The organism is Microlunatus kandeliicorticis (genome assembly GCF_014137855.1).
GTDB classification, from domain to species: Bacteria; Actinomycetota; Actinomycetes; order Propionibacteriales; family Propionibacteriaceae; genus Microlunatus; species Microlunatus kandeliicorticis.
Genome location: NZ_JACGWT010000002.1, coordinates 690,959 through 714,637, shown reverse-complemented (window position 1 = coordinate 714,637; position 23,679 = coordinate 690,959). Strand labels below are relative to the sequence as shown.

At 73.8% G+C, this 23,679-nt stretch carries 18 protein-coding genes; 4 read left to right on the top strand and 14 right to left on the bottom strand.

What is annotated here, in order from left to right; all coding sequences use genetic code 11:
• Positions 1-124: 124 nt before the first annotated feature.
• From tmk to hutH, 9 genes are all read right to left on the bottom strand, one after another.
• Positions 125-757, bottom strand: a complete 633-nt coding sequence (gene tmk, locus FHX74_RS08105; protein WP_182559546.1) for a dTMP kinase — start codon at positions 755-757, stop codon at positions 125-127.
• On the bottom strand, positions 754-2,238 hold the full coding sequence (locus FHX74_RS08100) for a CYTH domain-containing protein (RefSeq protein WP_182559545.1): 1,485 nt from the start codon (positions 2,236-2,238) through the stop codon (positions 754-756). The genes tmk and FHX74_RS08100 overlap by 4 nt, the downstream gene beginning before the upstream one ends.
• A gap of 19 nt (positions 2,239-2,257) precedes the next feature.
• Positions 2,258-5,011, bottom strand: coding sequence for a type I DNA topoisomerase (gene topA / locus FHX74_RS08095; RefSeq protein ID WP_182559544.1), 2,754 nt, complete (start codon positions 5,009-5,011; stop codon positions 2,258-2,260).
• Between the two features lie 84 nt (positions 5,012-5,095).
• Entirely contained in the window at positions 5,096-6,598 is a 1,503-nt protein-coding gene (locus tag FHX74_RS08090) for a DUF7059 domain-containing protein (RefSeq protein WP_182559543.1), read from the bottom strand.
• Positions 6,599-6,645: 47 nt separating this feature from the next.
• On the bottom strand, positions 6,646-7,500 hold the full coding sequence (locus tag FHX74_RS08085; RefSeq protein ID WP_182559542.1) for an ABC transporter ATP-binding protein: 855 nt from the start codon (positions 7,498-7,500) through the stop codon (positions 6,646-6,648).
• A 2-nt stretch (positions 7,501-7,502) separates the two neighbouring features.
• Positions 7,503-8,606: a FecCD family ABC transporter permease gene (locus tag FHX74_RS08080; RefSeq protein ID WP_328823705.1), complete on the bottom strand. Its 1,104-nt coding sequence runs from the start codon at positions 8,604-8,606 to the stop codon at positions 7,503-7,505.
• A complete protein-coding gene (locus FHX74_RS08075) occupies positions 8,603-9,688 on the bottom strand; it encodes a FecCD family ABC transporter permease (RefSeq protein ID WP_182559541.1) in 1,086 nt (361 codons plus the stop codon). The genes FHX74_RS08080 and FHX74_RS08075 overlap by 4 nt, the downstream gene beginning before the upstream one ends.
• Positions 9,689-9,752: 64 nt before the next feature.
• Positions 9,753-11,408, bottom strand: a complete 1,656-nt coding sequence (gene hutU / locus FHX74_RS08070; RefSeq protein WP_182559540.1) for a urocanate hydratase — start codon at positions 11,406-11,408, stop codon at positions 9,753-9,755.
• 49 nt (positions 11,409-11,457) lie between these two features.
• The gene (gene hutH, locus FHX74_RS08065; protein WP_182559810.1) at positions 11,458-12,999 is read right to left on the bottom strand and encodes a histidine ammonia-lyase; all 1,542 of its coding nucleotides are present in this window, start codon (positions 12,997-12,999) and stop codon (positions 11,458-11,460) included.
• Positions 13,000-13,051: 52 nt separating this feature from the next.
• On the opposite strand from hutH, the gene FHX74_RS08060 reads away from it, so the two are divergent.
• Positions 13,052-14,026 carry an oxygenase MpaB family protein gene (locus tag FHX74_RS08060; protein WP_182559539.1) on the top strand — a complete coding sequence of 325 codons (975 nt, stop codon included), beginning with the start codon at positions 13,052-13,054 and terminating at the stop codon, positions 14,024-14,026.
• Here FHX74_RS08060 and FHX74_RS08055 read toward each other — a convergent pair.
• Entirely contained in the window at positions 14,005-15,219 is a 1,215-nt protein-coding gene (locus FHX74_RS08055) for a CPBP family intramembrane glutamic endopeptidase (protein ID WP_182559538.1), read from the bottom strand. The two genes, FHX74_RS08060 and FHX74_RS08055, sit on opposite strands and share 22 nt — an antisense overlap.
• Before the next feature lie 98 nt (positions 15,220-15,317).
• On the bottom strand, positions 15,318-17,630 hold the full coding sequence (locus FHX74_RS08050) for a sodium-translocating pyrophosphatase (RefSeq protein ID WP_407941469.1): 2,313 nt from the start codon (positions 17,628-17,630) through the stop codon (positions 15,318-15,320).
• A 280-nt stretch (positions 17,631-17,910) separates the two neighbouring features.
• On the opposite strand from FHX74_RS08050, the gene FHX74_RS08045 reads away from it, so the two are divergent.
• Positions 17,911-20,382: a DEAD/DEAH box helicase gene (locus FHX74_RS08045; protein ID WP_328823704.1), complete on the top strand. Its 2,472-nt coding sequence runs from the start codon at positions 17,911-17,913 to the stop codon at positions 20,380-20,382.
• Positions 20,383-21,111: 729 nt separating this feature from the next.
• Entirely contained in the window at positions 21,112-21,489 is a 378-nt protein-coding gene (locus tag FHX74_RS08040; RefSeq protein ID WP_182559536.1) for a hypothetical protein, read from the top strand.
• A 45-nt stretch (positions 21,490-21,534) separates the two neighbouring features.
• Here FHX74_RS08040 and FHX74_RS08035 read toward each other — a convergent pair whose 3' ends face one another.
• The 3 genes from FHX74_RS08035 to FHX74_RS08025 form a co-directional block, all read right to left on the bottom strand.
• Entirely contained in the window at positions 21,535-21,921 is a 387-nt protein-coding gene (locus FHX74_RS08035) for a pilus assembly protein TadG-related protein (protein ID WP_268925933.1), read from the bottom strand.
• Positions 21,922-21,980: 59 nt separating this feature from the next.
• A complete protein-coding gene (locus FHX74_RS08030; RefSeq protein WP_182559534.1) occupies positions 21,981-22,358 on the bottom strand; it encodes a TadE family type IV pilus minor pilin in 378 nt (125 codons plus the stop codon).
• 68 nt (positions 22,359-22,426) lie between these two features.
• Positions 22,427-22,750: a DUF4244 domain-containing protein gene (locus FHX74_RS08025; RefSeq protein ID WP_182559533.1), complete on the bottom strand. Its 324-nt coding sequence runs from the start codon at positions 22,748-22,750 to the stop codon at positions 22,427-22,429.
• Between the two features lie 462 nt (positions 22,751-23,212).
• Between FHX74_RS08025 and FHX74_RS08020 the strand changes: the two genes are divergently transcribed.
• Positions 23,213-23,665 carry a GNAT family N-acetyltransferase gene (locus tag FHX74_RS08020; RefSeq protein ID WP_328823703.1) on the top strand — a complete coding sequence of 151 codons (453 nt, stop codon included), beginning with the start codon at positions 23,213-23,215 and terminating at the stop codon, positions 23,663-23,665.
• Positions 23,666-23,679: the final 14 nt, after the last annotated feature.

The following is a 23,679-nucleotide window of genomic DNA, read 5'->3' as shown; positions in this document are numbered from 1 at the left end:
TCTGCGCGCGGGAGCGGGGCTCAGCGCGCGGGAGGGGGGGTCAGCGCGCGGGAGCGGGGGGTCAGCGCGCGGGAGCGGGGGGTCAGCGCGCGGGTGCGGAGGCTCAGCGCGCGGGTGCGGAGGCTCAGCGCGGGAGATCGGCGAGCAGGGTGGCCACCCGGTCGCGGATCGCGGTGGCGAGCTCGTCCACCGGACGGCGGGCGGGCAGCACCAGGTAGTGCTCGGGGTCCCGGGCCGCGAGGGCCAGGAAGTGGCTGCGGACGCTGAGGTGGAAGGCGTCCCCGGCCGCCTCGAGCCGGTCCTTGTCGATCTTGGTGGCGACGGCCTCGGCCGGGTCGAGGTCGAGCAGCACGGTGAGGTGCGGGCGCAGGTCACCGGTGGCCCAGCGGGCGACGCGCTCGACCTCGTCCTCGTCGAGCACCCGGCCCGCCCCCTGATAGGCGAGCATCGAGTCGACGTAGCGGTCGCAGACCACCACCTCGCCGCGGGCGAGGGCGGGCAGCACCAGCGCGTGCAGGTGGTGCGCCTTGTCGGCCGCGTACAGCAGCGCCTCGGCCCGCGGCGCCAGGTCGCCGGTCGCCGGGTCGAGCACCAGCGCCCGGATCTGCCGGCCGGCAGGGGTGTCCCCGGGCTCGAAGGTGCGCAGCACCGGGCGTCCCTGCGCGGCCAGCCAGTCGACCAGCCGGCTCACCTGGGTGGTCTTGCCGACGCCGTCGCCGCCCTCGAAGACCACGAACAGCCCGCGGTCGGCCCTCATCGCAGCTTGGCCGCGGCGCGGGTCCAGGCGGCCACGAACTGCTCGCGCGCCTCCCGGACCTCGCCCAGCGTCCGCTCGTAGGCGCGGCCGCGCTCGAACGCCTCCACCGGCCCGAGCGTCTCCAGGTCGTCGCTGAGCCCGTCGGCCACCCCGCCGACGTCGAGCGCCGTCTCCAGCGCCCGGAACGGCCGCCGGAACCGCCGCACCGTGCGCGCCGCCGGCTTGCCGAGCACCCCGGTGACCGCCCGGGCCACCAGCCGGAGCTCGTCGGCGGCCGACGAGGCGTCCGCCCAGTCGGCGGACGGACCGTCGGCGGTCAGCCGGTCGGCCACCGCGCCGAACCGGGCGACGGCGCTGTCGAGCAGCGTGGACAGCACCTCGGTGGTCTCCAGGTCGCCCGAGGCACCGAGCCGCGGGCCGCGGGTCGCGGTGACCAGTCGTTCGAGCAGGTGCAGATAGCGCTCCCGGCGCAGCTGGGCGGCCAGCCCGGCCAGCCCGTCCTCGCGGGCGGCGCCGGCGCGCGCCTCGCCGGCCAGCCAGACCAGCTCCTCGTCGAGGCCCTGCAGCCAGTCGGGGTCCAGCGCGGCGGACAGCCCCTGCAGCGTCGCGCCGAGTTCACCGGCCGCCTCGGCCAGTGCCTCGGCCCCGGCCGGGTCGCCGGTGCGGACCGCCAGATCGGCCCGGACGATCTCCCGGACCCCGCCGGTCACCACCGAGGAGACGAACCGGGCGAACGGCGACCCACCGGTCACCGGTCGCGGTTCGGGGAAGTCGGTGCGCCCGGTGGCCGGGGCACCCAGCCGGGCGGTCAGCTCGGGGAAGCCGGGCACCCGGGTGGCACCGGCCGACAGCAGCGCCTGGTCGATCCAGCGCAGCTGGTCGGCCTCGAGCCCCGGCGGCTGCGGGGTCAGGGTCACCTCGCGGTAGCGGGCGGTGACCAGTCCGCCGCGGCTGACCGTCACCCGGTCGTCGCGGAGCACCGCCTGGACGGCGCCGGCTGTCGTCTTGAAGGCGAACTCGCGACGCTCGCAGGTCAGCGCGGCCACCGGGCCGAGCGTGGCCCGACGTCGCAACGGCATCACCAGGTCGACGTAGTCGGGTGGCAGCTCGGCCTGGCCCATCGGCTCGATCCGCTCGGTGGGCAGCAACGGCTCCCACCCGGTCGACCCGAGGTACCACTCGCCGCGGCCGTCGACCACCCGGTGCGCGAGCACCACCCCGGCCCGCAGCAGCCGGTGGTCGGGGGTGTCGAGCAGGGTGACGTCGATGCTGTAGCTGGCGTCCTGCGAGGTCCGGCTGACCAGGTTGGGCAGCCCGAGTTCGGGGTTGATCATCCGCGGCGGGGTCGCCGAGAACGGCAGGTCCCAGCAGCGGACGCCGACGTCCCGGGCCGGCGGCGCGGGTGGCGCCGCACCGTTCGCCGAGCTGTCCCCGCCGGCGGGGTCGGGCGCGGCGTGCTTGCCGGATCGCGACGGCACCATGATCGTCCTCGACCGGCCCTCAGCCGGTGGTGCTCGAGGCGGCCTTCTTCGCCGTGCTCTTCTTCGCGGTCTTGGTCGCCGGCGCCTTGGCGGCGGCCTTCTTGGTGGCGGACTTCTTCGTGGTCGTCTTCTTGGCCGTCGTCTTCTTGGCCGCGCGCTTCTTCGGCGCCGGGCCCTTGGCCCGCTTCTCGGCCAGCAGCTCGGCCGCCCGCTCGGCGGTGATCGCCTCGACCGAGTCGGTGCTGCGGAGCGTGGCATTGGTCTCGCCGTCGGTGACGTACGGGCCGAACCGGCCGTCCTTGATCACCATCGGGCTGCCGGTGGCCGGGTCGGCGCCGAGCTCCTTGAGCGGCGGCTTGGCCGCAGCCCGCCCGCGCTGCTTCGGCTGCGCGTAGATCTGCTCGGCCTCCTCGAGCGTGATGTCGAAGATCTGCTCCTCGCTGGTCAGCGAGCGCGAGTCGGTGCCCTTCTTGAGGTAGGGCCCGTACCGGCCGTTCTGCGCGGTGATCTCGGTGCCGTCGGCGGCCGTCCCGACCACGCGGGGCAGGCTCATCAGCCGCAACGCCTCGGGCAGGCTGACCGTCTCGATGTCCATCGAGGCGAACAGCGAGCCGGTGCGCGGCTTCTCCTTCTTGGCCACGTTCTCGGGCAGCACCTCCGTCACGTACGGCCCGAAGCGGCCGTTGCGCGCGACCACCGGATAGCCGGTGTCGGGGTCGGTGCCGAGCTCGCGCTCCTCCCCCATCGGCTTGGCCAGCAGCTCGCGCGCCCGCTCGACGGTCAGCTCGTCCGGCGGGAGGTCGTCGGGCACCGAGGCGCGCTTGCCCTCGGCGTCCTCGACGTAGGTGCCGTAACGGCCGACCCGGGCGACGATCCCCGAGTCGAGGTCGCCGAGCGGGAAGGTCGAGATCTGCCGGGCGTCGATGTCGCCCAGCTCGGAGACCAGGCGACGCAGGCCCTCCTCGTCCCCGGCCCCGAAGTAGAAGTCGCTGAGCACCTGGACGCGTTCGGCGTCGCCGTCGGCGACGTGGTCGAGGACCTCCTCCATCCGCGCAGTGAAGGAGTAGTCCACCAGCCGCGGGAAGTGCTCCTCGAGCAGCCGGGTGACCGCGAAGGCCAGCCAGGTCGGCACCAGCGCGGAGCCGCGCTTGAAGACGTAGTCGCGGCTGGTGATCGTCCGGATGATCGTCGCGTAGGTCGACGGCCGGCCGATGTTGAGCTCCTCGAGCTTGGCCACCAGCGACGGCTCGGTGTAGCGGGCCGGCGGACGGGTCTCGTGACCCGACGCGGTGACCTCGTCGGCGGTCAGCCCCTGGCCCTCGGACAGCTGCGGGAGCCGGGTCTGTTGATCATCGGTCGCGCCCTCGTCGTCGCGCGATTCCACGTAGGCCTTGAGGAAGCCGTGGAAGGTGATCGTCCGACCGCTGGCGGCGAAGGTGCACTCCTCGCCCTGTGCCGGCCGCGCGTTGATCTTGACGCTGACCGTCTGGCCCTCGGCGTCGCGCATCTGCGAGGCCACCGTGCGCATCCAGATCAGCTCGTAGAGCCGGAACTGGTCGCCGCGCAGCCCGGTCTGCGCCGGGGTGCGGAAGCTCTCGCCGGCCGGACGGATCGCCTCGTGCGCCTCCTGGGCGCCCTTGGCCTTATTGGCGTAGACGCGCGGCTTGTCCGGCAGGTAGTCGCTGCCGAACAGCTGGGTCACCTGGGTGCGGGCGGCGCGGACGGCGGAGTCGGACAGCGTGACCGAGTCGGTCCGCATGTAGGTGATGTAGCCGCCCTCGTAGAGGTCCTGGGCCACCGACATCGCCCGCTGTGCGGTGAAGCCGAGCTTGCGGCCGGCCTCCTGCTGCATCGTGGTGGTGCGGAACGGCGCGTACGGGCTGCGCCGGTAGGGCCGGGACTCGACCGAGGTGACCGCGTAGACGGCCTCGCGCAGCGTCGCGGCCAGCGCCTCGGCCCGCTGCTGGTCGAGGTGGACGAGTTGATCATCACTGGACTTGAGCGCACCGCGGTCGTCGAAGTCTCGGCCCTGCGCCACCCGGGAGGCCCCGACGTGGGTCAGCCGGGCCGGGAACTGCCGCGGCTCGGCGCTGTTCTCGTCGCTGCCACCCGCACCGGTGCCGGTGGAGAGGACGGCGTCGAGATCCCAGTAGCTGGCGCTGCGGAAGGCGATCCGCTCGCGCTCGCGGTCGACGACCAGCCGGGTCGCCACCGACTGCACCCGGCCCGCCGACAGCCGCGGCATGACCTTCTTCCACAGCACCGGGGAGACCTCGTAGCCGTAGAGCCGGTCGAGGATCCGTCGGGTCTCCTGCGCGTCGACCTTGTCGGTGTCGAGGTCGCGCGGGTGGGCCACCGCGTCGGCGATCGCGCTGGCGGTGATCTCGTGGAACACCATCCGGCGGACCGGGACCTTGGGCTTGAGCTCCTCGAGCAGGTGCCAGGCGATCGCCTCGCCCTCGCGGTCGTCGTCGGTGGCGAGCAGCAGCTCGTCGACGCCGGCCAGCGCCTCCTTGAGCGCCCGGATGGTGGCGCGCTTGTCCGGGCTGACCACGTAGATCGGCTCGAAGCCGTTGTCGACGTCGATGCCGGTGCGGGCCCACTTCTCACCCTTGTACTTGGCCGGCACCTCCGCGGCGCCGGTCGGCAGATCGCGCACGTGGCCGCGGCTCGACTCGACGACGTACCCGTCGCCGAGGTAGCCGGCGATCGTCTTCACCTTGGTCGGTGACTCGACGATGACCAGGCTTCGCCCTGATCCCTTTGCTGCCACGATGCCTCTCGTTCTCTTCCGGTGCCTGCGGCCTGAGTGCCGTCCCCCGGACGCCGGGATGATGTCACCCGGCCCGGCGCGAGTCTAGGACGAGATCATCCCGTCCAGGATCAGCTGCCGGACGACGGGCACGGTCTCCGCGCTCAGTGCCCGCTCCTCGACGTCGATGATGCCAGCCACCGCGGCCACCAGCTCGGCCAGCCGCAGCTCCCCGTCACAGGCCCCGAGCACGCCCGCGATCCCCGTCCCCGCCTGGTGCGCGCGCCGCAGCCCGCGCTGCTGGCGGAGGACGACCGCGTACGGGTCGGCGCTGCCGGGCCGGCTGAACGACTCCTCGGTGACGTCCTCAGCCAGCCGCCAGCGTCCGGCCAGCAACGCCTCGTCGCTCAAGCTGCGCTCCAGGTCGACGGCGTGCCGGCGCCGACCCAGGGCCGGCCCGATCGGGTGCTCGACCGCGTGCGGCCAGTCCTCGAGGGTGATCACCGGCGCGTCGCGCCCGGCTCGGACCAAGGTGACCCAGCCCATCCCGACCGCCCCGATCCCGAGCGCGGCGAAGTAGTCGCACCAGCGGCCGAACGCGGCGCGGTAGCCGTCGGTGCCGGCCAGCCCGGCGTCGGTCAGCCAGATCTCCACGTACTGCTCGACGTCGAGCCGCTCGCGCTGGATGACGTGGGCGTCGCAGCCGGTCGGCTCGATCCAGCCACGCAACCGGCGCTGCCAGCCCTGCTCGCTGCCCGCGTCGTCGTCGGGGTGCGCCCAGTTGCCGAGCACCTGCAGCACCCCGTCCGGGGCCAGCCGGGCCGCCCCCTCGACCACCACCCGGCGCATCAGCTCGTCGCCGGTCAGCCCGGCCTCGCGGTAGGTGAGCCGGCCATCGGCCGGCCCGGGCGGGGCCATCACGAACGGCGGGTTGGTGACGATCAGGTCGAACTGCTCCCCGGCCACCGGCTGGTAGAGGTCACCGGCCCGGAGGTCGAGCTCGGCGCCGTTGATCCGGGCGGTGAGCGCGGCCATGGCCAGCGCCCGGGCGTTGACGTCGGTGCCGACCACCCGGTCGGCGTGCCGGACCAGGTGCAGGCCCTGGACGCCGCACCCGGTGCCGAGGTCGAGCGCGGTGCCCACCCGGTCGCGGATGGTCAGCTGGGCCAGGCTGATCGAGGCCGGGGAGACCCCGAGCACGTAGTCGGGCCGGAGCACCGGCGGGCCGCCGTCGAGGCCCGGGGTGAGGTCGCTGAACACCCAGCCGTCGACGCCGTCGTCGGCCGCGTAGGGCCGCAGGTCGGAGAGCGCCCGGACCCGGCCGGCGGCGTCGGCGGTGATCAGCTCGATCCCGGCGAGGTCGTCGAACCAGCCGGGCAGGGCGGCGTCGAAGGCGGCCCGGTCGACGTCGAGCTGCAGCGGGAACAGCCGGACCAGGGTGGCCAGCGGGTCGTCCCGCCCGGCCAGCGCGCGCTCGCCGGGGACGGTCTGGTTGCGGCCGAGCGCCGCGTGGGCCGCCGGCCCGAGCGCCTCGAGCACGGCGTCGACCCGGTAGCCGACCGCGTCCAGACGACCGGCCAGCTCCTCGATCCGTCCCGCGCTCAGCACCGCGCCATCTTCACACCCGGACCACGGGACGCATCCGGGCGGGACGGTCAGCGGTCGGTGCGGCCGCCGCAGTGGTGACGCCCCACCGGGACCACGGTCGGGGTGCCGGAGAGCGGGTCGTTGATCACCACCGACTCGATCCCGAAGACCTCGCGGACGGTCTCGGCGGTGATCACCTGGGCCGGTGCGCCCTGCGCGATCAGCGTGCCGCCGCACATCGCGATCAGCTCGTCGGCGTACCGGCAGGCGAGGTTGAGGTCGTGCATGACGATCACGATCGTGGTGCCGCGCCGCCGGTTGAGGTCGGTGAGCAGGTCGAGGACGTCGATCTGGTGGGCCAGGTCGAGGAAGGTGGTCGGCTCGTCGAGCAGCAGCAGGTCGGTCTGCTGGGCCAGCGCCATGGCGATCCAGACCCGCTGCCGCTGACCGCCGCTCATCTCGTCGATCGGCCGGTCGGCCAGCTCGAGGGTGCCGGTGGCGGTCAGCGCGTCGGTCACCGCCGCCTCGTCCTCGGCGGTCCAGCGACGGAACCAGCCCTGGTGCGGGTAGCGGCCGCGACCGACGAGGTCGGCCACGGTGATCCCCTCGGGTGCGGTCGGCGACTGCGGCAGCAGCCCGAGCACCTTGGCGATCTCCTTGCTCGGAGTGGCGTGCACGCTCTTGCCGTCGAGCAGCACCGCCCCGTGGCTCGGGGTGAGCAGCCGGGCCATGCCCTTGAGCAGGGTCGACTTGCCGCACCCGTTGGCGCCGACCAGCACCGTGATCCGGCCCGGCTGGATCGACAGCCCGAGCTCGTCGACGATCACCCGGTCGCCGTAGCCGAGCCGCAGCCCCTCGGCGCTGAGCCGGTGCGGCGGGGCGGCCGGCCCGGCCAGGGCCGGGGCCTTCTCGAGCAGAGCCATGATCAGGAACCTCCGAAGCGGGTCTTGCCGGACGTGATCAACAACCAGAGCAGGTAGGGCGCCCCGATCAGCGGCGTGATCACGCCGACCGGGAGGGTGACGGGGAGCAGGTGCTGCCCGGCGTAGTCGGCGGCCGTGACCACGAGCGCACCGACCAGGGCCGGCGCGACGAGGGCGTCGCCGGTGCCGCGGGTCAGCCGCCGGGCGATCGGACCGGCCACGAAGGCCACGAACCCGATCGGCCCGACGGCGGCGGTGGCCACGGCGGCCAGCGCGACCCCGATCAGGATCAGCACCAGCCGGGCGCGCTCGACCGGGACACCGGTGGCCACCGCCAGCTCGTCGCCGAGCTGCAGCCCGCTGAGCCAGCGGCGGGCGACCAGCGCGGCGACCAGCAGCACCGCGGCCGGCGGGAGCAGGGTGGCGAACTGGTCGACCGACGCGCCGTTGAGGCTGCCGGTGAGCCAGACCAGCGCGGACTGGGCCTCGAAAACCTGCGCCCGGGTGATCGCGTAGTTGATCACCGAGGCGAGCACCGCCGACAACCCGATGCCGATCAGCACGAACCGGTAGCCCGAGATGCCGTCGCGCCAGGCCAGCAGGTAGATCGCCGCGGCCACCGCCAGCCCGCCGACCAGCGCGGCCCCGGAGAGCGCGAACCCGCTCCAGCCGAGGACCAGGATGGCCACCACGCCACCGGCGCTGGCCCCGTAGCTGACGCCGATGATGTCGGGGCTGGCCAGCGGGTTGCGGACCAGGCTCTGGAAGATCGCACCGGCCACCCCGAAGCAGGCCCCGGTGAGCAACCCGGTCTCGATCCGCGGCAGCCGCAGCTGGTAGACGATGAAGTTCGTGCCGGCGGTCCCGCGACCGGTGAGGGCGTACCAGACCTGGCCGACGGTCAGCGGCACGTCGCCGGTGATCATCGAGGCGACCAGCACGACGACGATCAGCACGACCAGGACGAGACAGACGAGCAGCGTGCGACGGGCCCGGCGACGCCGGACCCCGGTCACCGCGGCCCGGGCGGCGGCGCGTCCGCGGGCCGGGCGGTCCGGCTCGGCCGCGGCGCGCTCGGCCGGAGGACGCAGGTCGGTGGCGGTCACGCGGTGGCCAGCTTCCGGCGCCGGACCAGCGCGATGAAGACCGGGGCGCCGATCACCGCGGTGACGATCGCGACCTGCACCTCCGCGGGGCGGGCGATCACCCGGCCGAGCACGTCGGCGGCGAGCAGCAGGACGGGCCCGAGCAGCATCGAGTACGGCAGCAGCCAGCGGTGGTCGGGCCCGACCAGGGTCCGGGCCAGGTGCGGGATCACCAGCCCGACGAAGCCGATCGGGCCGGCGGCCGCGGTGGCCGCCCCGCAGAGCAGCACCACGGAGAGCGCCGAGACCAGCCGGACGGTCCCGACCCGGGCGCCGAGACCGCGGGCCACCTCGTCGCCGAGCGCGAGGGTGTTGAGCGAGCGACCCAGCCCGAGCGCGAGCAGCCCACCGACCGCCAGGAACGGCGACACCGCGGCGACCACGCCGAGATCGCGACCGGTCAGCGAGCCGACCTGCCAGAACCGGAACTCGTCGAAGGTGCGCTGGTCGAGCAGCAGCAGCGCGGTGGTGACCGCCCCGAACCCAGCGGTCAGTGCGGCTCCGGCCAGCGCCAGCTTGACCGGGGTGGCGCCCTCGCGACCGACCGCCGCGACGGCGTAGACGACCACGGCGGCCAGCGCCGCGCCGGCGAAGGCGAACCAGACGTACCCGCCGACCGAGGAGACGCCGAGGACACCGATGGCCAGCACCACGAACAGCGCGGCGCCGGCGTTGACCCCGAGGATGCCGGGGTCGGCGAGCGGGTTGCGGGTGACGCCCTGCATCACGCAGCCGGCCAGGCCGAGCGCGGCCCCGACCAGCAGCCCGACCACGGTCCGCGGGATCCGCAGCGTGACCACCACCAGCTGGTCGGTGTCGGCCGGGTCGTAGCGGGTGAGCGCCTCGACCACGGTGCCGAGCGGGACCGCACGGGTGCCGACGGCCAGGCTGACCAGGGCGAGCAGGGCCAGCACCACCGCGCACAGCACCAGGCCGCCGACCAGCAGCGACCGGCGGCGCGCCCGCGGGCCGGACGGCCCGGTCGCGCGCGCGGGGACCGGGACGCCGGGCGCGGCGGACCGCAGCGCTGCCCCGACAGTCATAAGGTAAGCCTAACCTCGGTGTCGCAGGGCCGGGCAACCCTCGAGCCGTGCGACCTCGGTCACCTCAGCCCTCGCGCATCGGGATCCGGACGTCGTGCCGCTCGGCCACCTCGACCGCCTCGTCGTAGCCGGCGTCCACGTGCCGGATGACGCCCATGCCGGGATCGTTGCGGAGCACCCGGACGATCTTCTCGGCGGCCAGTGCGGTGCCGTCGGCCACGGTGACCTGACCGGCGTGGATGCTGCGGCCGATCCCGACCCCGCCGCCGTGGTGGATCGACACCCAGGTCGCCCCCGAGGCGGTGTTGACCAGCGCGTTGAGCAGCGGCCAGTCGGCGATGGCGTCCGAGCCGTCGTGCATCGCCTCGGTCTCGCGGTAGGGCGAGGCGACCGAGCCGCAGTCGAGATGGTCCCGGCCGATGACGATCGGCGCCTTGACCTCGCCCGCGGCGACCAGGTGGTTGAAGACCGTGCCCGCCCGGTCGCGGTCGCCGTAGCCCAGCCAGCAGATCCGCGCCGGCAGACCCTGGAAGGCGATCCGCTCCCCCGCCGCCCGCATCCAGCGTTGCAGCCGGTCGTCGTCGGGGAACAGCTCGAGGACGGCCCGGTCGGTGCGCGCGATGTCGGCCGGATCACCCGACAGGGCCGCCCACCGGAACGGCCCCTTCCCCTCGCAGAACAACGGCCGGATGTAGGCGGGGACGAAGCCCGGGAAGTCGAAGGCGCGGTCGTAGCCGCCCTTGCGGGCCTCGTCGCGGATCGAGTTGCCGTAGTCGAACACCTCGGCGCCGGCGTCGAGGAAGCCGACCATCGCCTCGACGTGCCGGGCCATCGACTCCTCGGCCCGGTCGGTGAACTCCTCGGGCTTCTTGTCGGCGTAGTCGTGCCACTGGTCGGGCTCGATGCCGAGCGGGAGATAGCTGAGCGGGTCGTGCGCGGAGGTCTGGTCGGTGACGATGTCGATCTCCACCCCGCGCCGGAGCAGCTCGGGGAAGACCTCGGCGGCGTTGCCGACCACCCCGACGCTGACCGCCTCGCGGTTCGCCTTGGCCGCCAGCACCCGGTCCACCGCGGCGTCGAGGTCCTCGGCCACCTCGTCGAGGTAGCGGGTCTCGACCCGGCGCTGGAGCCGGCCGCGGTCGACGTCGACGATCAGGCAGACGCCCTCGTTGAGGGTGACCGCGAGCGGCTGCGCGCCGCCCATCCCGCCGCACCCGGCGGTCAGGGTCAGCGTGCCGGCCAGGGTGCCGCCGAACCGCTTCTCGGCGATCGCCGCGAAGGTCTCGTAGGTGCCCTGGACGATGCCCTGGCTGCCGATGTAGATCCACGACCCGGCGGTCATCTGGCCGTACATGGTCAGCCCGAGGTGCTCGAGCCGGCGGAACTCCGGCCAGGTCGCCCAGTCACCGACCAGGTTGGAGTTGGCGATCAGCACGCGCGGCGCCCACGGGTGGGTCTGCATGACGCCGACCGGACGGCCGCTCTGTACCAGCAGGGTCTCGTCGTCGGCCAGCCCCTTGAGGGTGCGGACGAGGGCGTCGAAGCTCGGCCAGTCGCGGGCCGCGCGGCCGGTGCCGCCGTAGACGACCAGGTCGTCGGGGCGCTCGGCGACGTCCGGGTCGAGGTTGTTCATCAGCATCCGCAGCGGCGCCTCGGTCTGCCAGCTGCGGGCGTTCAGCCCGGTCCCGCGCGGTGCGCGGACCTCGCGTGCACCCTCCATCGCTCCACTCTCCTGTCTGTCGTGTCGGGTCCTGCCTCGCGGCGCCGGGTCAGTCCAGGGCGCCGATCACGCTCTCGGCCGCGGCCAGGGCCGACCCGTCGGCGATCACCGCGACGGCGGTCTCGAGCTCCGGGGCCAGGTAGCGGTCGGGCCCCGGCCCCTCGACCCCGGCCTCGCGGAGCCGATCGCGGACCGCGGCGGTCCCGGCGGCCGGCGGCAGCCCGCGCTGGTCGAGCGCGCGGGCGGCGGTGAGCAGCTCGACCGCGAGCACCCGACGCAGGCCGTCGACCGAGCGGCGGAGCTTCCGGGCGGCCGCCCACCCCATCGAGACGTGGTCCTCCTGCATCGCGCTGCTGGGGATCGAGTCGACGCTGGCCGGGACGGCGAGCCGCTTGAGCTCGCTGACGATCCCGGCCGCGGTGTACTGCGCGATCATGTGGCCGGAGTCGACGCCGGGGTCGTCGGCCAGGAACGGCCGCAGCCCGTTGCTGCGGTGGACGTCGAGGGCCCGGTCGGTGCGACGCTCGCTGATGCTGGCCAGGTCGGCGACCGCGATGGCCAGGAAGTCGAGGACGTAGGCGACCGGGGCACCGTGGAAGTTGCCGTTCGACTCGACCCGGCCGTCGAGGGTGACCACCGGGTTGTCCACCGCGCTGGCCCGTTCGACGGCGGCGACCCGGCGGGCGTGCGCGATCGTGTCGCGGACCGCCCCGTGCACCTGCGGGGTGCAGCGCAGCGAGTAGGCGTCCTGGACGAGCGTGCAGCCGGGTCCGGAGTGGCTGGCCACGATCGCCGAGCCCTCGAGCAGCCGGACCAGGTTGGCCGCGCTGGCCGCCTGGCCGGGGTGCGGCCGCAACGCCTGCAGGTGCGCGGCGAACACCTTGGGCGTCCCGTGCAGCGCCTCGACGCTCATCGCCGCGGTCAGGTCGGCGACCCGCAGCAGCCCGTCGAGGTCGTGCAGGGCGAGCACCAGCATCCCCAGCATGCCGTCGGTGCCGTTGATCAGCGCCAGCCCCTCCTTCTCGGCCAGCGTGACCGGGGACAGCCCGGCCGCGGCCAGCGCGTCGGCGGCCGGGCGCAGCCGGCCGTGGGCGTCGCGGACCTCGCCCTCCCCCATCAGGGTCAGCGCGACCTGGGCCAGCGGGGCGAGGTCGCCCGAGCAGCCGAGCGAGCCGTACTCGCGGACCAGCGGGGTGATCCCGGCGGTCAGCAGGCCGGCGTACAGCTCGGCGGTCGCCGGGCGGATGCCGGTGCGGCCGGTGGCCAGGGTGGAGAGCCGGAACAGCATCATCGCCCTCACCACCTCGGGCTCGACCGGATCGCCCGACCCGGCCGCGTGGCTGCGGATCAGGCTGCGCTGCAGGTCGGTCCGCCGGTCCGGCGGGATGTGCCGGTTGGCCAGCGCGCCGAACCCGGTCGAGATGCCGTAGTGGGGCTCGACGTCGTCGGCCAGCGCCTCGACCAGCGCCCGGCTGGCGGCGATCGCGGCGGCGGCGTCCGGGTCGATCCGCACCGCGGCGCCGCCCCGGGCCACCGCGACCAGCTCGGCCTCGGAGACCGGGCCCGTGCCCACGCCGACGACCGTCTGCACACCGTCCACGCGGTCACGCTAGACCGTTTCGGCTTACACCTACGCTCGCCACATGGCAGGGCTCAGGCTGGTCGACGCCGGATCGCTGGTGCACCGCGTCCGCAGCGGGCTGGCCGCCTCGGTGCACCGACGGATCGCCGGAGACGACTTCGACGCCGCGCACGAGCGGATCTGGAACACGCCGGGCCCGCGCCGGTTCACCCCCGACCACGCGATCTGGCGGGTGCACACCGACACCGCGATGTTCGTCGGCGGCATCCGGGCCCTGCTGCTCCAGTCGCTGCACCCGGTGGCCATGCAGGCGGTCAGCGACCACTCCGGCTTCCGCGGCGACCCCTGGGGACGTCTGCACCGGACCAGCCACTACCTGGCCACCACGACCTACGGCACCGACCACGACGCGTCCCGGGCCATCGCGCGGGTCCGCGGCATCCACCGGCGGGTGCACGGGACGATGCCCGACGGCACCCCGTACCGCGCCGACGACCCGCGGCTGTTGATCTGGGTGCACATCGCCGAGGTGGACAGCTTCCTGGCCACCCACCAGCGCTACGGCGCGACCCCGCTGACCGACGCCGGGGTGGACGACTACCTGGCCGACACCGCGCAGGTGGCCGCCGACCTCGGGGTGCCCGAGCCGCCGACCGACCGGCGGATGCTGGACCGTCAGCTGGCCTCGTTCCGACCCGAGCTGCGGTGCACCGAACCGGCCCGCGAGGCGCGCGACCTGCTGCTCCGGAACCCGCCGCTGCCCGCCGCCGCGCGGGCCGGGTACCGGCTCCTCGCGGCCGGGGCCATCGCCACCCTGCCGGCCTGGGCGCGCGCGGAGCTGTCGCTGCCGACACTGCCGGTCACCGACCGGGTGCTGGCCGCGCCGGCCACCCGGCTCGCCCTCGGCGCGCTGCGCTGGGCCCTGGCCGCAACGACCGACGACGGCGACGACCGGCTCGCCACCGGGGACGCCACCGGGGACGGCACCGCGGACCGGGCGGACGGCGCCGCGGATCAGCCCGGGAGGGTCGCGTAGCCGCTGGCCACCGGGGTCTCGGCGGGCACGGACGGCTGGTAGCGGCGGGTGATCTTCGCCCGGCGCGCCTGCCAGAGCAGCAGCGCGAGCACCAGCCCGTTGACGGCGACGCTCATCAGCGCGGCGCTCCAGCTGCCGGTGGTGTCGGAGCTGACGAAGCCCTCCTCAAAGCCACCAAGGTAGAGCGTGATCACCATGATCAGCACGTTGTTGACGGCGTGCAGCGCGATCCCGGCCTCGAGCCCGCCGGTCCGCCACATCAGCAGGTAGGTGGCCAGCGCGAACGCGCCGAGGTCCACCAGGATCCAGACGTGCAGGCTGCCGTGGGCCAGCGCGAAGAGCCCGACCGAGAACGGCAGCGGGGCGAGTGCGGCGACGATCGGCTTGCGGAACCAGGACCCGATCACCTGGCCGAGGAAGCCGCGGAAGGCGAACTCCTCCCCGGCCGCCTGGAGCGGCGTGGTCAGCACGACCATGATCATCAGCACCACCCAGTGCTCCGGACGGGCGCCGGTGGGCGGGTCGGTGAGGAACCCGATGCCCAGGTAGACCAGCCACAGCGGCACCAGCAGGGCCAGGCAGCGCCCGAACCAGCGCCAGCGGAAGCGTCCCTCGACGGAGATCAGATAGCGCGGCGGCGTCCGGTGGACCGCCCAGACGGTGAACATGGCCACCGGGATCAGCACGATCAGGCTGAGGTTGGTGAAGGCGAAGGTCAGCGGACCCATCCCGGCCTTCGGGTCGAGGATCCGGTCGACGAACTGGGCCAGGTCGGCCGAGTGACCGGTGGCGATGCCGATCGGGATCAGGATCAGGCTGAGCAGGTTGATCAGCACGAAGACGACCGCGACGAACATGACGATCGAGAGGATCGGCTTCCACCAGCGGTGACGACCGCCGCGGAGCAGCTGTTGGTAGATCACCGGGTGGTCCGGCAGCGGCGACGGCTTGGGCGCGCGGACCGCGAGCGCCGGGTAGCCGGCCGGCGGGCCGTAGGGCTGCTGGGCGTACGGCTGCTGGGCGTACGGCTGCTGCCCGTACGGCTGCTGGGCGTACGGGCCGGGCTGGCCCGGCTGCGGGGAGGGCTGCTGGCCGTAGGGCTGCTGACTCTGCGGCGGATAGCCCTGCTGCGGCGGGTACGGCTGCTCGGGGCGGGTCGGCCAGGCGTCGTGACCGGGGTGCTGATCGGACATGGTCCGTCCAGTCTGACAGCCGACCGGAGCGTCCGGACGTGACGCGGCCCCGCAGTCGGAGCGACTGCGGGGCCGGTCGGGTGCTCGGTACGAGCGGGTCAGCGCTGGGCGGTCTCCACGGCCGGGGCGGTGGTGCCGCCGGCGCCGGTGCCGGCGTCGCCGGACCCGTCGCCGCTGCCCTCGCCGGAGATCCCGACCTGACGGCGCGAGCTGATCACCACCACGACCACCACCACGGCGAGCGCGACCAGCGCGATCAGGTAGCGGATCGGGTTCGGGTCGGTGCTCAGCGGCGACATCGCGACGACGGCCGGGGCGATCAGCACCGCGACCAGGTTCATCACCTTGATCAGCGGGTTGATGGCCGGGCCGGCGGTGTCCTTGAACGGGTCGCCCACGGTGTCACCGATGACGGTGGCCTCGTGCGCCGGCGAGCCCTTGCCGCCGTGGTTGCCGTCCTCCACCAGCTTCTTGGCGTTGTCCCAGGCACCACCGGAGTTGGCCAGGAACACCGCCATCAGGGTGCCGCAGGCGATGGCCCCGGCCAGGTAGCCGGCCAGCGCCGGCGCCCCCAGGCCGAAGCCGACCGCGATCGGGGCGAAGATCGCCAGCAGACCGGGCGTGGCCAGCTCGCGGAGCGAGTCGCGGGTGACGATGTCGACGACCCGGCCGTACTCCGGCTTGGTGGTGCCCTCCATGATCCCGGGGATCTCGCGGAACTGGCGGCGCACCTCGTAGACCACCGCGCCGGCGGCCCGGCCGACCGCGCTGATGGCGAGCCCGGAGAACAGGAACACCACCGCCGCGCCGACCAGCAGACCGACCAGGGTGCCCGGGTTGAACACCACCGCTTGCGCGGAGAACCGCTCGTACTGCTCGACCAGCACGGTGCGGATCGAGTCGGTGTAGGAGCCGAACAGCGCGGTCGCGGCGAGCACCGCGGTGGCGATCGCGATGCCCTTGGTGATCGCCTTGGTGGTGTTGCCGACCGCGTCGAGCTCGGTGAGGATCTGCGCGCCCTCGCCGTGGACGTCGCCCGACATCTCGGCGATGCCCTGGGCGTTGTCGGAGACCGGGCCGAAGGTGTCCATGGCCACGATGACGCCGACGGTGGTCAGCAGGCCGCAGCCGGCGAGCGCGATGCAGAACAGCCCGACGATCCCGGAGCCGCCGACCAGGAAGGCGCCGTAGACCGCGGCGGCGATCACCAGCGCGGTGTAGACGGCCGACTCCAGCCCGACCGAGATACCGGCGAGCACGACGGTGGCCGCACCGGTGAGCGAGGTCTTGCCGACGTCCTTGACCGGGCGGTCCTCGGTGCCGGTGTAGTAGCCGGTCAGCGACAGGATGATCGCGGCCAGCACGATGCCGATCACCACGGAGATCAGCGCGACGATCCGCGGGTCGTTGATCGGCCCGTCGTACTGGGCGGTGACACCGGAGAGCCCGGCGAAGCTGCTGGGCAGGAAGACGAAGGCGGCGATCGCGCACAGCACCGCCGAGATCACCGCCGAGAGGTAGAAGGCCCGGTTGATCGTCTTGAGGCCGTTCTCGCCGGCCCGCGGGCGGGTCAGGAAGATGCCGATGATCGCGGTGATCACGCCGATGGCCGGCACGATCAGCGGGAAGACCAGCCCGATGGCGCCGAAAGCGGCCTTGCCGAGGATCAGCGAGGCGACCAGGGTCACCGCGTAGGACTCGAACAGGTCGGCGGCCATGCCGGCGCAGTCGCCGACGTTGTCACCGACGTTGTCGGCGATGGTGGCGGCGTTGCGCGGGTCGTCCTCGGGGATGTTCTGCTCGACCTTGCCGACCAGGTCGGCGCCGACGTCGGCGGCCTTGGTGAAGATGCCGCCGCCGACCCGCATGAACATGGCGAGCATCGCGGCGCCGAAGCCGAAGCCCTCGAGCACGGTCGGGGCGTCGCCCTTGAAGAACAGCACCACCAGAGAGGCGCCGACGAGGCCGAGGCCGACGGTGGCCATGCCGACGTGCGCACCGGTGCGGAAGGCGATCCGCATGGCCGGGTCGCGACCCTCGGACCGGGCCGCCGCGGCGACCCGGACGTTGGCCCGGACGGCCAGCGACATGCCGAAGTAGCCGATCAGACCGGAGAACACCGCACCGGCCAGGAAGGCGACCGAGCGGGCGATCCGGAGACCCCAGTGGGCGCCGGCACCGTCGTCGCTGTGCGCCGGGAGGGCGAGCAGCAGCAGGAAGGCGATCACCGCGAAGATCGCCAGGGTGCGGAACTGGCGACCCAGGTAGGCCGAGGCGCCCTCCTGGACGCCCTGCGCGATCTCGCGCATCTTGTCGGTGCCCTCGCCAGCGGCCAGCACCTGGCGGCGGAAGGCGACGGCCATCCCGAGGGCGATGAGGGCGATGACGGCGACCACGACGACGTAGGTCACCAACGTCCCGTTGAGCGTCACCGCCAACGGAACGGCAGAGCCAGCGAACATCAAGAGAGCTCCCACTCGAACGAATTACCGGAACACGAAAAAGGGGTCAGACCAGGAGCACACGTTGCTCGGGGCCCCGCCGGTCGGACCGGAGTCTAAACCAGACGCACCACTGGTCTCGTCCCGGACGAGAGAACTCGTGCCGGAAACCTGTCCGACAGCCGGGCGCAGAACCCGGCACCCGGCCGGATCGACCGGCGTTGTCGGCCCTGTGTGCGATTCTTGCCGGGTGCTGGACGTCGCCCCGCTGCTGGACCTGGACCGGGTCCGCCACCGCCGGCTGCTGCCGGGGCGGAGCGCCGAGGTGGCCGGCTGGCCGGAGTGGCTGCCGGCCGACTGCCGCGCCGGTCTCGTGCGGGCCGGGATGGCGAGCCCGTGGCGGCACCAGCGGCTGGCCGCCGACGCGATGGTCGCCGGACGGCACGTGGCCCTGACCACCGGGACGGCCTCGGGCAAGACCTTCGGCTATCTGATGGCGGTCGCGGCGGCGACCTCGGGCGGACCGGAGGTGGTGGCCCCGGCGCGTGGGTCCACGGCGAGCGGGTCCGCGGGCGATCTGCGCAGCCGGCTGCTCCGGCCCCGCCGCCCGCACACCGCGCTCTACCTGGCCCCGACCAAGGCGCTGGCCCACGACCAGCTCCGGGTCACCGGGACGCTCGGCCTGCCCGGCTGGCGGGTCGCGGCGATCGACGGCGACTCCGAGCCGGCCGAGCGCGACTGGGCCCGCGACCACGCCGGCTATCTGCTGACCAACCCGGACTTCCTCCACCACGCGCTGCTGCCGCAGCACGAGCGGTGGTCGAGCTTCCTCAGCACGCTGCGGTACGTGGTGGTCGACGAGGCGCACCGCTATCGCGGGGTGTTCGGCGCGCAGGTGGCGGTGGTGCTGCGCCGGCTCCGGCGGCTCTGTGCGCACTACGGCGCCGACCCGGTGTTCGTGCTGTCCTCGGCGACCAGCGGCGGCGGGGACGCGGCGGTCCGTCGGTCGGCGGCCGCGCTGATCGGGGAGGAGCCGGCGGACGGGCGGGCCGACGACCCGGGCCCCGGCGGCGCGGAGCCGATCGAGGTGGTGTCGGCGGACGGCTCGCCGCACGGCGCGGTCGAGGTGCTGCTGTGGGAGCCGGAGCACGCGCCGACCGAGGACGCGGCCGAGCTGCTCGCCGGCCTGGTCGACAGCGGACGACAGACGGTGGCGTTCATCCCGTCACGGCGGCTGGCCGAGCAGGTGGCGGTGCGGGCGCAGCGGTTGGTCGAGCTCGCCGAGGGCCGGTCGGAGGTCGCGGCGGGTGCCGGGCCGGTCGGGCTCGCGCTCGGCGCAGCTGACGGCGTGGCTGGTGGCGCGGCGGGTGGCGCGGCGGGGCGCGCGACGCGGCGGATCGCTTCGTACCGCAGCGGCTACCTGGCCGGTGACCGGCGCGAGCTCGAGGCCGCTCTGCAGACCGGGGCGGTGACCGGGGTGGCGGCGACCAATGCGCTCGAGCTGGGCGTGGACATCTCCGGGCTCGACGCCGTGGTGATCGCGGGTTTTCCGGGGACGCGGGCGGCGTTCTGGCAGCAGGCCGGCCGGGCGGGGCGGCGCGGCACCGAGGCGCTGGTGGTGCTGGTGGCGGCGGCGAACCCGCTCGACGCCTACCTGGTCGGGCACCCGGAGCTGCTCTTCGACCACCCGGTCGAGGAGATCGTGCTCCACCCGGAGAACCCGTACGTGCTGGGGCCGCACCTGGCTGCGGCGGCGCAGGAGCTGCCGCTGACCAGCGACGACGTGCGCTGGTTCGGGCCGTCGATGCCGGGGCTGGTCGAACGGCTGGAGGGCCAGGGGGTGCTGCGGCGGCGTCCGCGCGGCTGGTTCTGGGCTCGCGAGGGGCGGGCCGGTGCGGCGATCGACCTGCGGTCGGCCGGCGGGCGGACGGTCGAAATCGTCGAGGCGGGCACCGGGAGGGTGGTCGGCACCACCGACCCGGTCAACGCGGAGGGCACGGTCCACGAGGGCGCGGTCTACCTGCACCAGGGCGAGACCTACCTGGTCGACGAGTTCGACCGCGACGAGGGCGAGGCCGTGGTGCACCGCGCGGCGCCGGGCTACGTCACCCAGGCCCGGGGGACCCACGACGTCCGGGTGCTCGGCGAGCGGACCTCGCGTCGGATCGGGAACGGCCGGCTGGTGTTCGGCGACGTCGAGGTGGCCTCGCAGGTGTTCGCCTACCTGCGACGCGACGAGCAGACCGGGACGGTGTGGGACGAGAACCCGCTCGACAGCCCCGAGGTCCGGCTCCGGACCACCGCGGTCTGGTGGACCCTCGACCACCGATCGCTGCGGGCGCTCGACCAGGAGACCGAGCACACCCTGGCGGCGGGCGCGCACGCGGCCGAGCACACGGCGATCGGTCTGCTGCCGCTGTTCGCGCCCTGCGACCGGTGGGACATCGGCGGTCTCTCGACGCTCGTGCACCCCGACACCGGGCAGCTGACCGTGTTCGTCCACGACGGCCACCCGGGTGGAGCCGGCTTCGCCGAACGCGGCTTCGCCGTCGCCCAGGAGTGGTGGACCGCCACCCTCGACCAGCTCCGCAGCTGTCCCTGCGAGGCGGGCTGCCCCGCCTGCGTCGTCTCCCCCAAGTGCGGCAACGCCAACCAGATGCTCGACAAGGCCGCCGCCACCCGGCTGCTCTCCGCCCTGCTGGGCGTGCCTCCGGTCGGCTGAGGCGACGGCAGGACGCCGAGCCCGTCGAAGCGCCACCCGCTGAGCCCGTCGAAGCGCGAAGCGCCGCGCGCTGAGCCCGTCGAAGCGCCGCTCGCACGCTGAGCCTGTCGAAGCGCCTACCCGCGCGCTGAGCCTGTCGAAGCGCCTACCCGCGCGCTGAGCCTGTCGAAGCGCCGCCCGCTGAGCCCGTCGAAGCGCGAGGCACGCGCGCTACGCCCGTCGAAGCGCGAAGCACGCGCGCTGAGCTTGTCCAAGCGCCGCTGCGCTGAGCCTGTCGAAGCGCCCAACCCCGCGCGTTGAGCCTGTCAAAGCGTTCTCTGCCCTTCGACAGGCTCAGGGCACCGTGGTCGCGATCGCGCTCGGGCACCCGGTTGGGGCGAGCGCCCAGGGCACGATCACGCGATCCGCGAAGCACGCACGCTGAGCCTGTCGAAGCGCCCAAACCCGCACGCTGAACCTGTCAAAGCACCCAACCCCGCACGCTGAGCCTGTCGAAGCGCCGTCCGCCCTTCGACAGGCTCAGGGCACGGTGGTGGCGATCACGCCCGAGCGCCAGGGTGGAGCAAGCGCTCAGGGCACGGTCACCCGATGCGCCAACCCCGCGCGCTGAGCTCGTGGAAACGCCCACGGCCCTTCGACAAGCTCGAGGCGCGATCGCGCTCAGGGCGCGGGGTGGTGATCGGGCCCAGGGCAGCGGCATCCGGTGGTCGGCGTCGCCATAATGAGCGCATGGTCGCGCTGGGGGTCGTGCTGCTGGTGCTGGTGGCAGCGTTCACGCTGGTGATCGTGATCAACGGGCTCGACCCGATGACCCTGGACAGCTCGGGGCTGCTGCAGCTGTCGCTGTTCGGGGCGCGGATCCCGGCCAACGAGCTGGGGCTCTTCGGATCGGGTGCGGTCGCCATGCTGGTGTTGATCATCGCGTTGGCGCTGATCCGGGCCGGTCTGCGACGAGGCGCCGCGCGACGCCGCCAGCAGCGGACGCTGCTCAAGGCCGCCAGCGGACAGGCCGCGGCCGACGCCGAGCGGAAGCCGGCCAGCAAGCGCAGCTATCCCGGCCGGCCCGGCGCTCCCGACGAGGCCGGGCGGGAGCCCGAGCACCGCTGAGCCCGAGCGCCGCTGAGCCCGAGCCGCCCGCGCGGCCGTCCAGACTCACCGCACCGGAGCCGCGTTCGCCTCGGCGCTGACGGTGTCGGGCAGACCGGGCAGGTGGACCGGCAGCGCGACCTCGGCCCGGACGGTGACCACGAAGTCGAACGGCGACCCGACCAGCTCGCAGCCCGTCACCTCGGCGCCGTTGGCCCGGGCGACCCGGCGCGCCGCCGTGCACACCGGCGCCGGCGCCGGCGCCGGTCCGTCGGCAACGGTCGTGCCGGCGCTGCCGACCGATGCGCCCGAGCTGCCCTCGGTCTGAGCCGCCGCCAACGCGGCCAGATCGGCTGCGTTCTGCGACTGGTGACGCGCGGTGGCGTAGCCGGCGAAGCCGAGCACCGCCGCAGTGACGGCGAGCAGCACGAGCATGATCATCAGGTTGAGCATCGTGCCGCTGCCCCGCCGGTCCGCGGGTGTCGCCCGACCCCGGATACCTCCGGACGGCCTCACGGTCCCTGCTCCGTTCCCGGCTCGGTCACGGCCTCCGCGGTCGCGGTCACCCGGTAGCGCGGCAGCCCGGCGACCGGGGCCGCGTCGACGGTGACCGTGACGCTGACCGATCCGTCGCCGCGGGCGATGCGGTAGCGGGCGCCGGCCGGTCCTCCCGCCTCCGCCGCGCGCACCCCGGCGGCGTCACCGCGCGCACTCTGCCGGGCCACCGCGCCCGCCGCGTCGACCGCGGCGATCCTGATGCCGAGCAGGAAGATCATCCACGCCAGCATGGTCAGGACGACCAGCGTGGCGAGCAGCCCGACGGCGAACTCGACCGTGGTGATCCCGCGTCCGCCCGGGATCCACCGCGCGAGGCGGTGTCCGAAGCTCATCCGTCGCTCCCTCTGCTGTGGCGGGTGAACCGGTGCCGGACGTTCCCGCCCGGCACCGGTACGGGCGTTCACCCCTTCTTGACCTGCTTCGCGGGGTCCGCGCCCATCCCGAAGAGGTGCTCGATCAGCCCCACGAGCGCGTGCTGCACGCTCGGGTTGCTGAGCGCCAGCACCAGGACGCCGACGATGGTGATCCCGGCGACGATGCCGATGACGTACTCGACGGTGGTGATCCCGCGCTGGTCGCGGGCGAGCGGGCGGCCGAGCCCGATGACGGCGGCCAGGCAGCCGATGACCATCCGCTGGGCGAGCGGCAGCTCCACCGCAGGGAGGCGCGGGGTTTCGGTGGCGGCGTCGGTGGCGACGGCGCCGGTAGTGATCAAGGTGGACATCTTCCACTCCTCTGTCGACGGCATCCCTGTCGATGCCTGATCCGTGGTGGATCTGCCCAGGACACTGGGCCGGTCCGGCGAGCCGGGTCGCACACCGACCTCGCGCTGTTGACGGACCGGGCCGGACGGCCGGGGTGTGGACGGCCAGGCGTCCGGACAACACCCGACTCCTTCCGGACCACACCTCGCCGACGACGACCGCTCGGTCTAGGCTCGGGCGGTGTTCCGTTGAGCGACGCCTCGGTCACCGAGGCGAACTCCCAGGGACCGTCGTGACCTCCCGCGCACCGTCCGGTCCGACAGTCGGCGCCGGCATCCAGCCGGCCTTCCTCAGCAGCGACCCCATCGATGATCCGTGCGCCCAGCGGCACCGGCGCGCCATGATCAGGAACGGAACACCCCATGCCCGACACCCACCCGCACCCGAACCGGCCCGCCGTGCCAGCGCGCGATCGCGACGCAGTGACCATCACCGCCCGCCGCGACCCGGAATCCGCCCGGCGCATCCTGACCGCCCTCCCCGACTGGTTCGGCATCCCGGAGGCGGTCGAGGAGTACGTCAACGACGTCGCGAACGACGCGTTCCCCTGTCTGGTCGCCGAGCGTGCCGGTGAGGTCGTGGGGTTCGCCCTGCTCCACCGGCACTATCCGGAGAGCGCCGAACTGCACCTCATCGCGGTCGACCCCTCCTGGCGTGGCCGTGAGATCGGACGCGAGCTGGTCGAGGCGCACGCGAGGCAGCTCGCCGCGGACGGCGGTCGCTACCTGGTGGTGCACACCGTCGGTCCGAGCTTCGAGCACGCCGGCTACGCGGCCACCCGCGCCTTCTATCGGGCGCTCGGCTTCTGCCCGCTCGAGGAGCGGACCGGGATCGACTGGCCCGGGCCGACCCAGATCCTCGTGCGCGCGATCTGAGCCGACGGCACGCC

Bases quoted from the DNA above. Each gene is read 5' to 3' on its own strand.
- FHX74_RS08035 (WP_268925933.1), bottom strand. From the start codon at position 21,921: ATGCTCAACCTGATGATCATGCTCGTGCTGCTCGCCGTCACTGCGGCG.
- FHX74_RS08085 (WP_182559542.1), bottom strand. From the start codon at position 7,500: ATGGCTCTGCTCGAGAAGGCCCCGGCCCTGGCCGGGCCGGCCGCCCCG.
- FHX74_RS08055 (WP_182559538.1), bottom strand. From the start codon at position 15,219: ATGTCCGATCAGCACCCCGGTCACGACGCCTGGCCGACCCGCCCCGAG.
- FHX74_RS08060 (WP_182559539.1), top strand. From the start codon at position 13,052: ATGGCAGGGCTCAGGCTGGTCGACGCCGGATCGCTGGTGCACCGCGTC.
- hutU (WP_182559540.1), bottom strand. From the start codon at position 11,408: ATGGAGGGTGCACGCGAGGTCCGCGCACCGCGCGGGACCGGGCTGAAC.
- tmk (WP_182559546.1), bottom strand. From the start codon at position 757: ATGAGGGCCGACCGCGGGCTGTTCGTGGTCTTCGAGGGCGGCGACGGC.
- FHX74_RS08025 (WP_182559533.1), bottom strand. From the start codon at position 22,750: ATGTCCACCTTGATCACTACCGGCGCCGTCGCCACCGACGCCGCCACC.
- FHX74_RS08075 (WP_182559541.1), bottom strand. From the start codon at position 9,688: ATGACTGTCGGGGCAGCGCTGCGGTCCGCCGCGCCCGGCGTCCCGGTC.
- FHX74_RS08040 (WP_182559536.1), top strand. From the start codon at position 21,112: ATGGTCGCGCTGGGGGTCGTGCTGCTGGTGCTGGTGGCAGCGTTCACG.
- FHX74_RS08100 (WP_182559545.1), bottom strand. From the start codon at position 2,238: ATGGTGCCGTCGCGATCCGGCAAGCACGCCGCGCCCGACCCCGCCGGC.
- FHX74_RS08030 (WP_182559534.1), bottom strand. From the start codon at position 22,358: ATGAGCTTCGGACACCGCCTCGCGCGGTGGATCCCGGGCGGACGCGGG.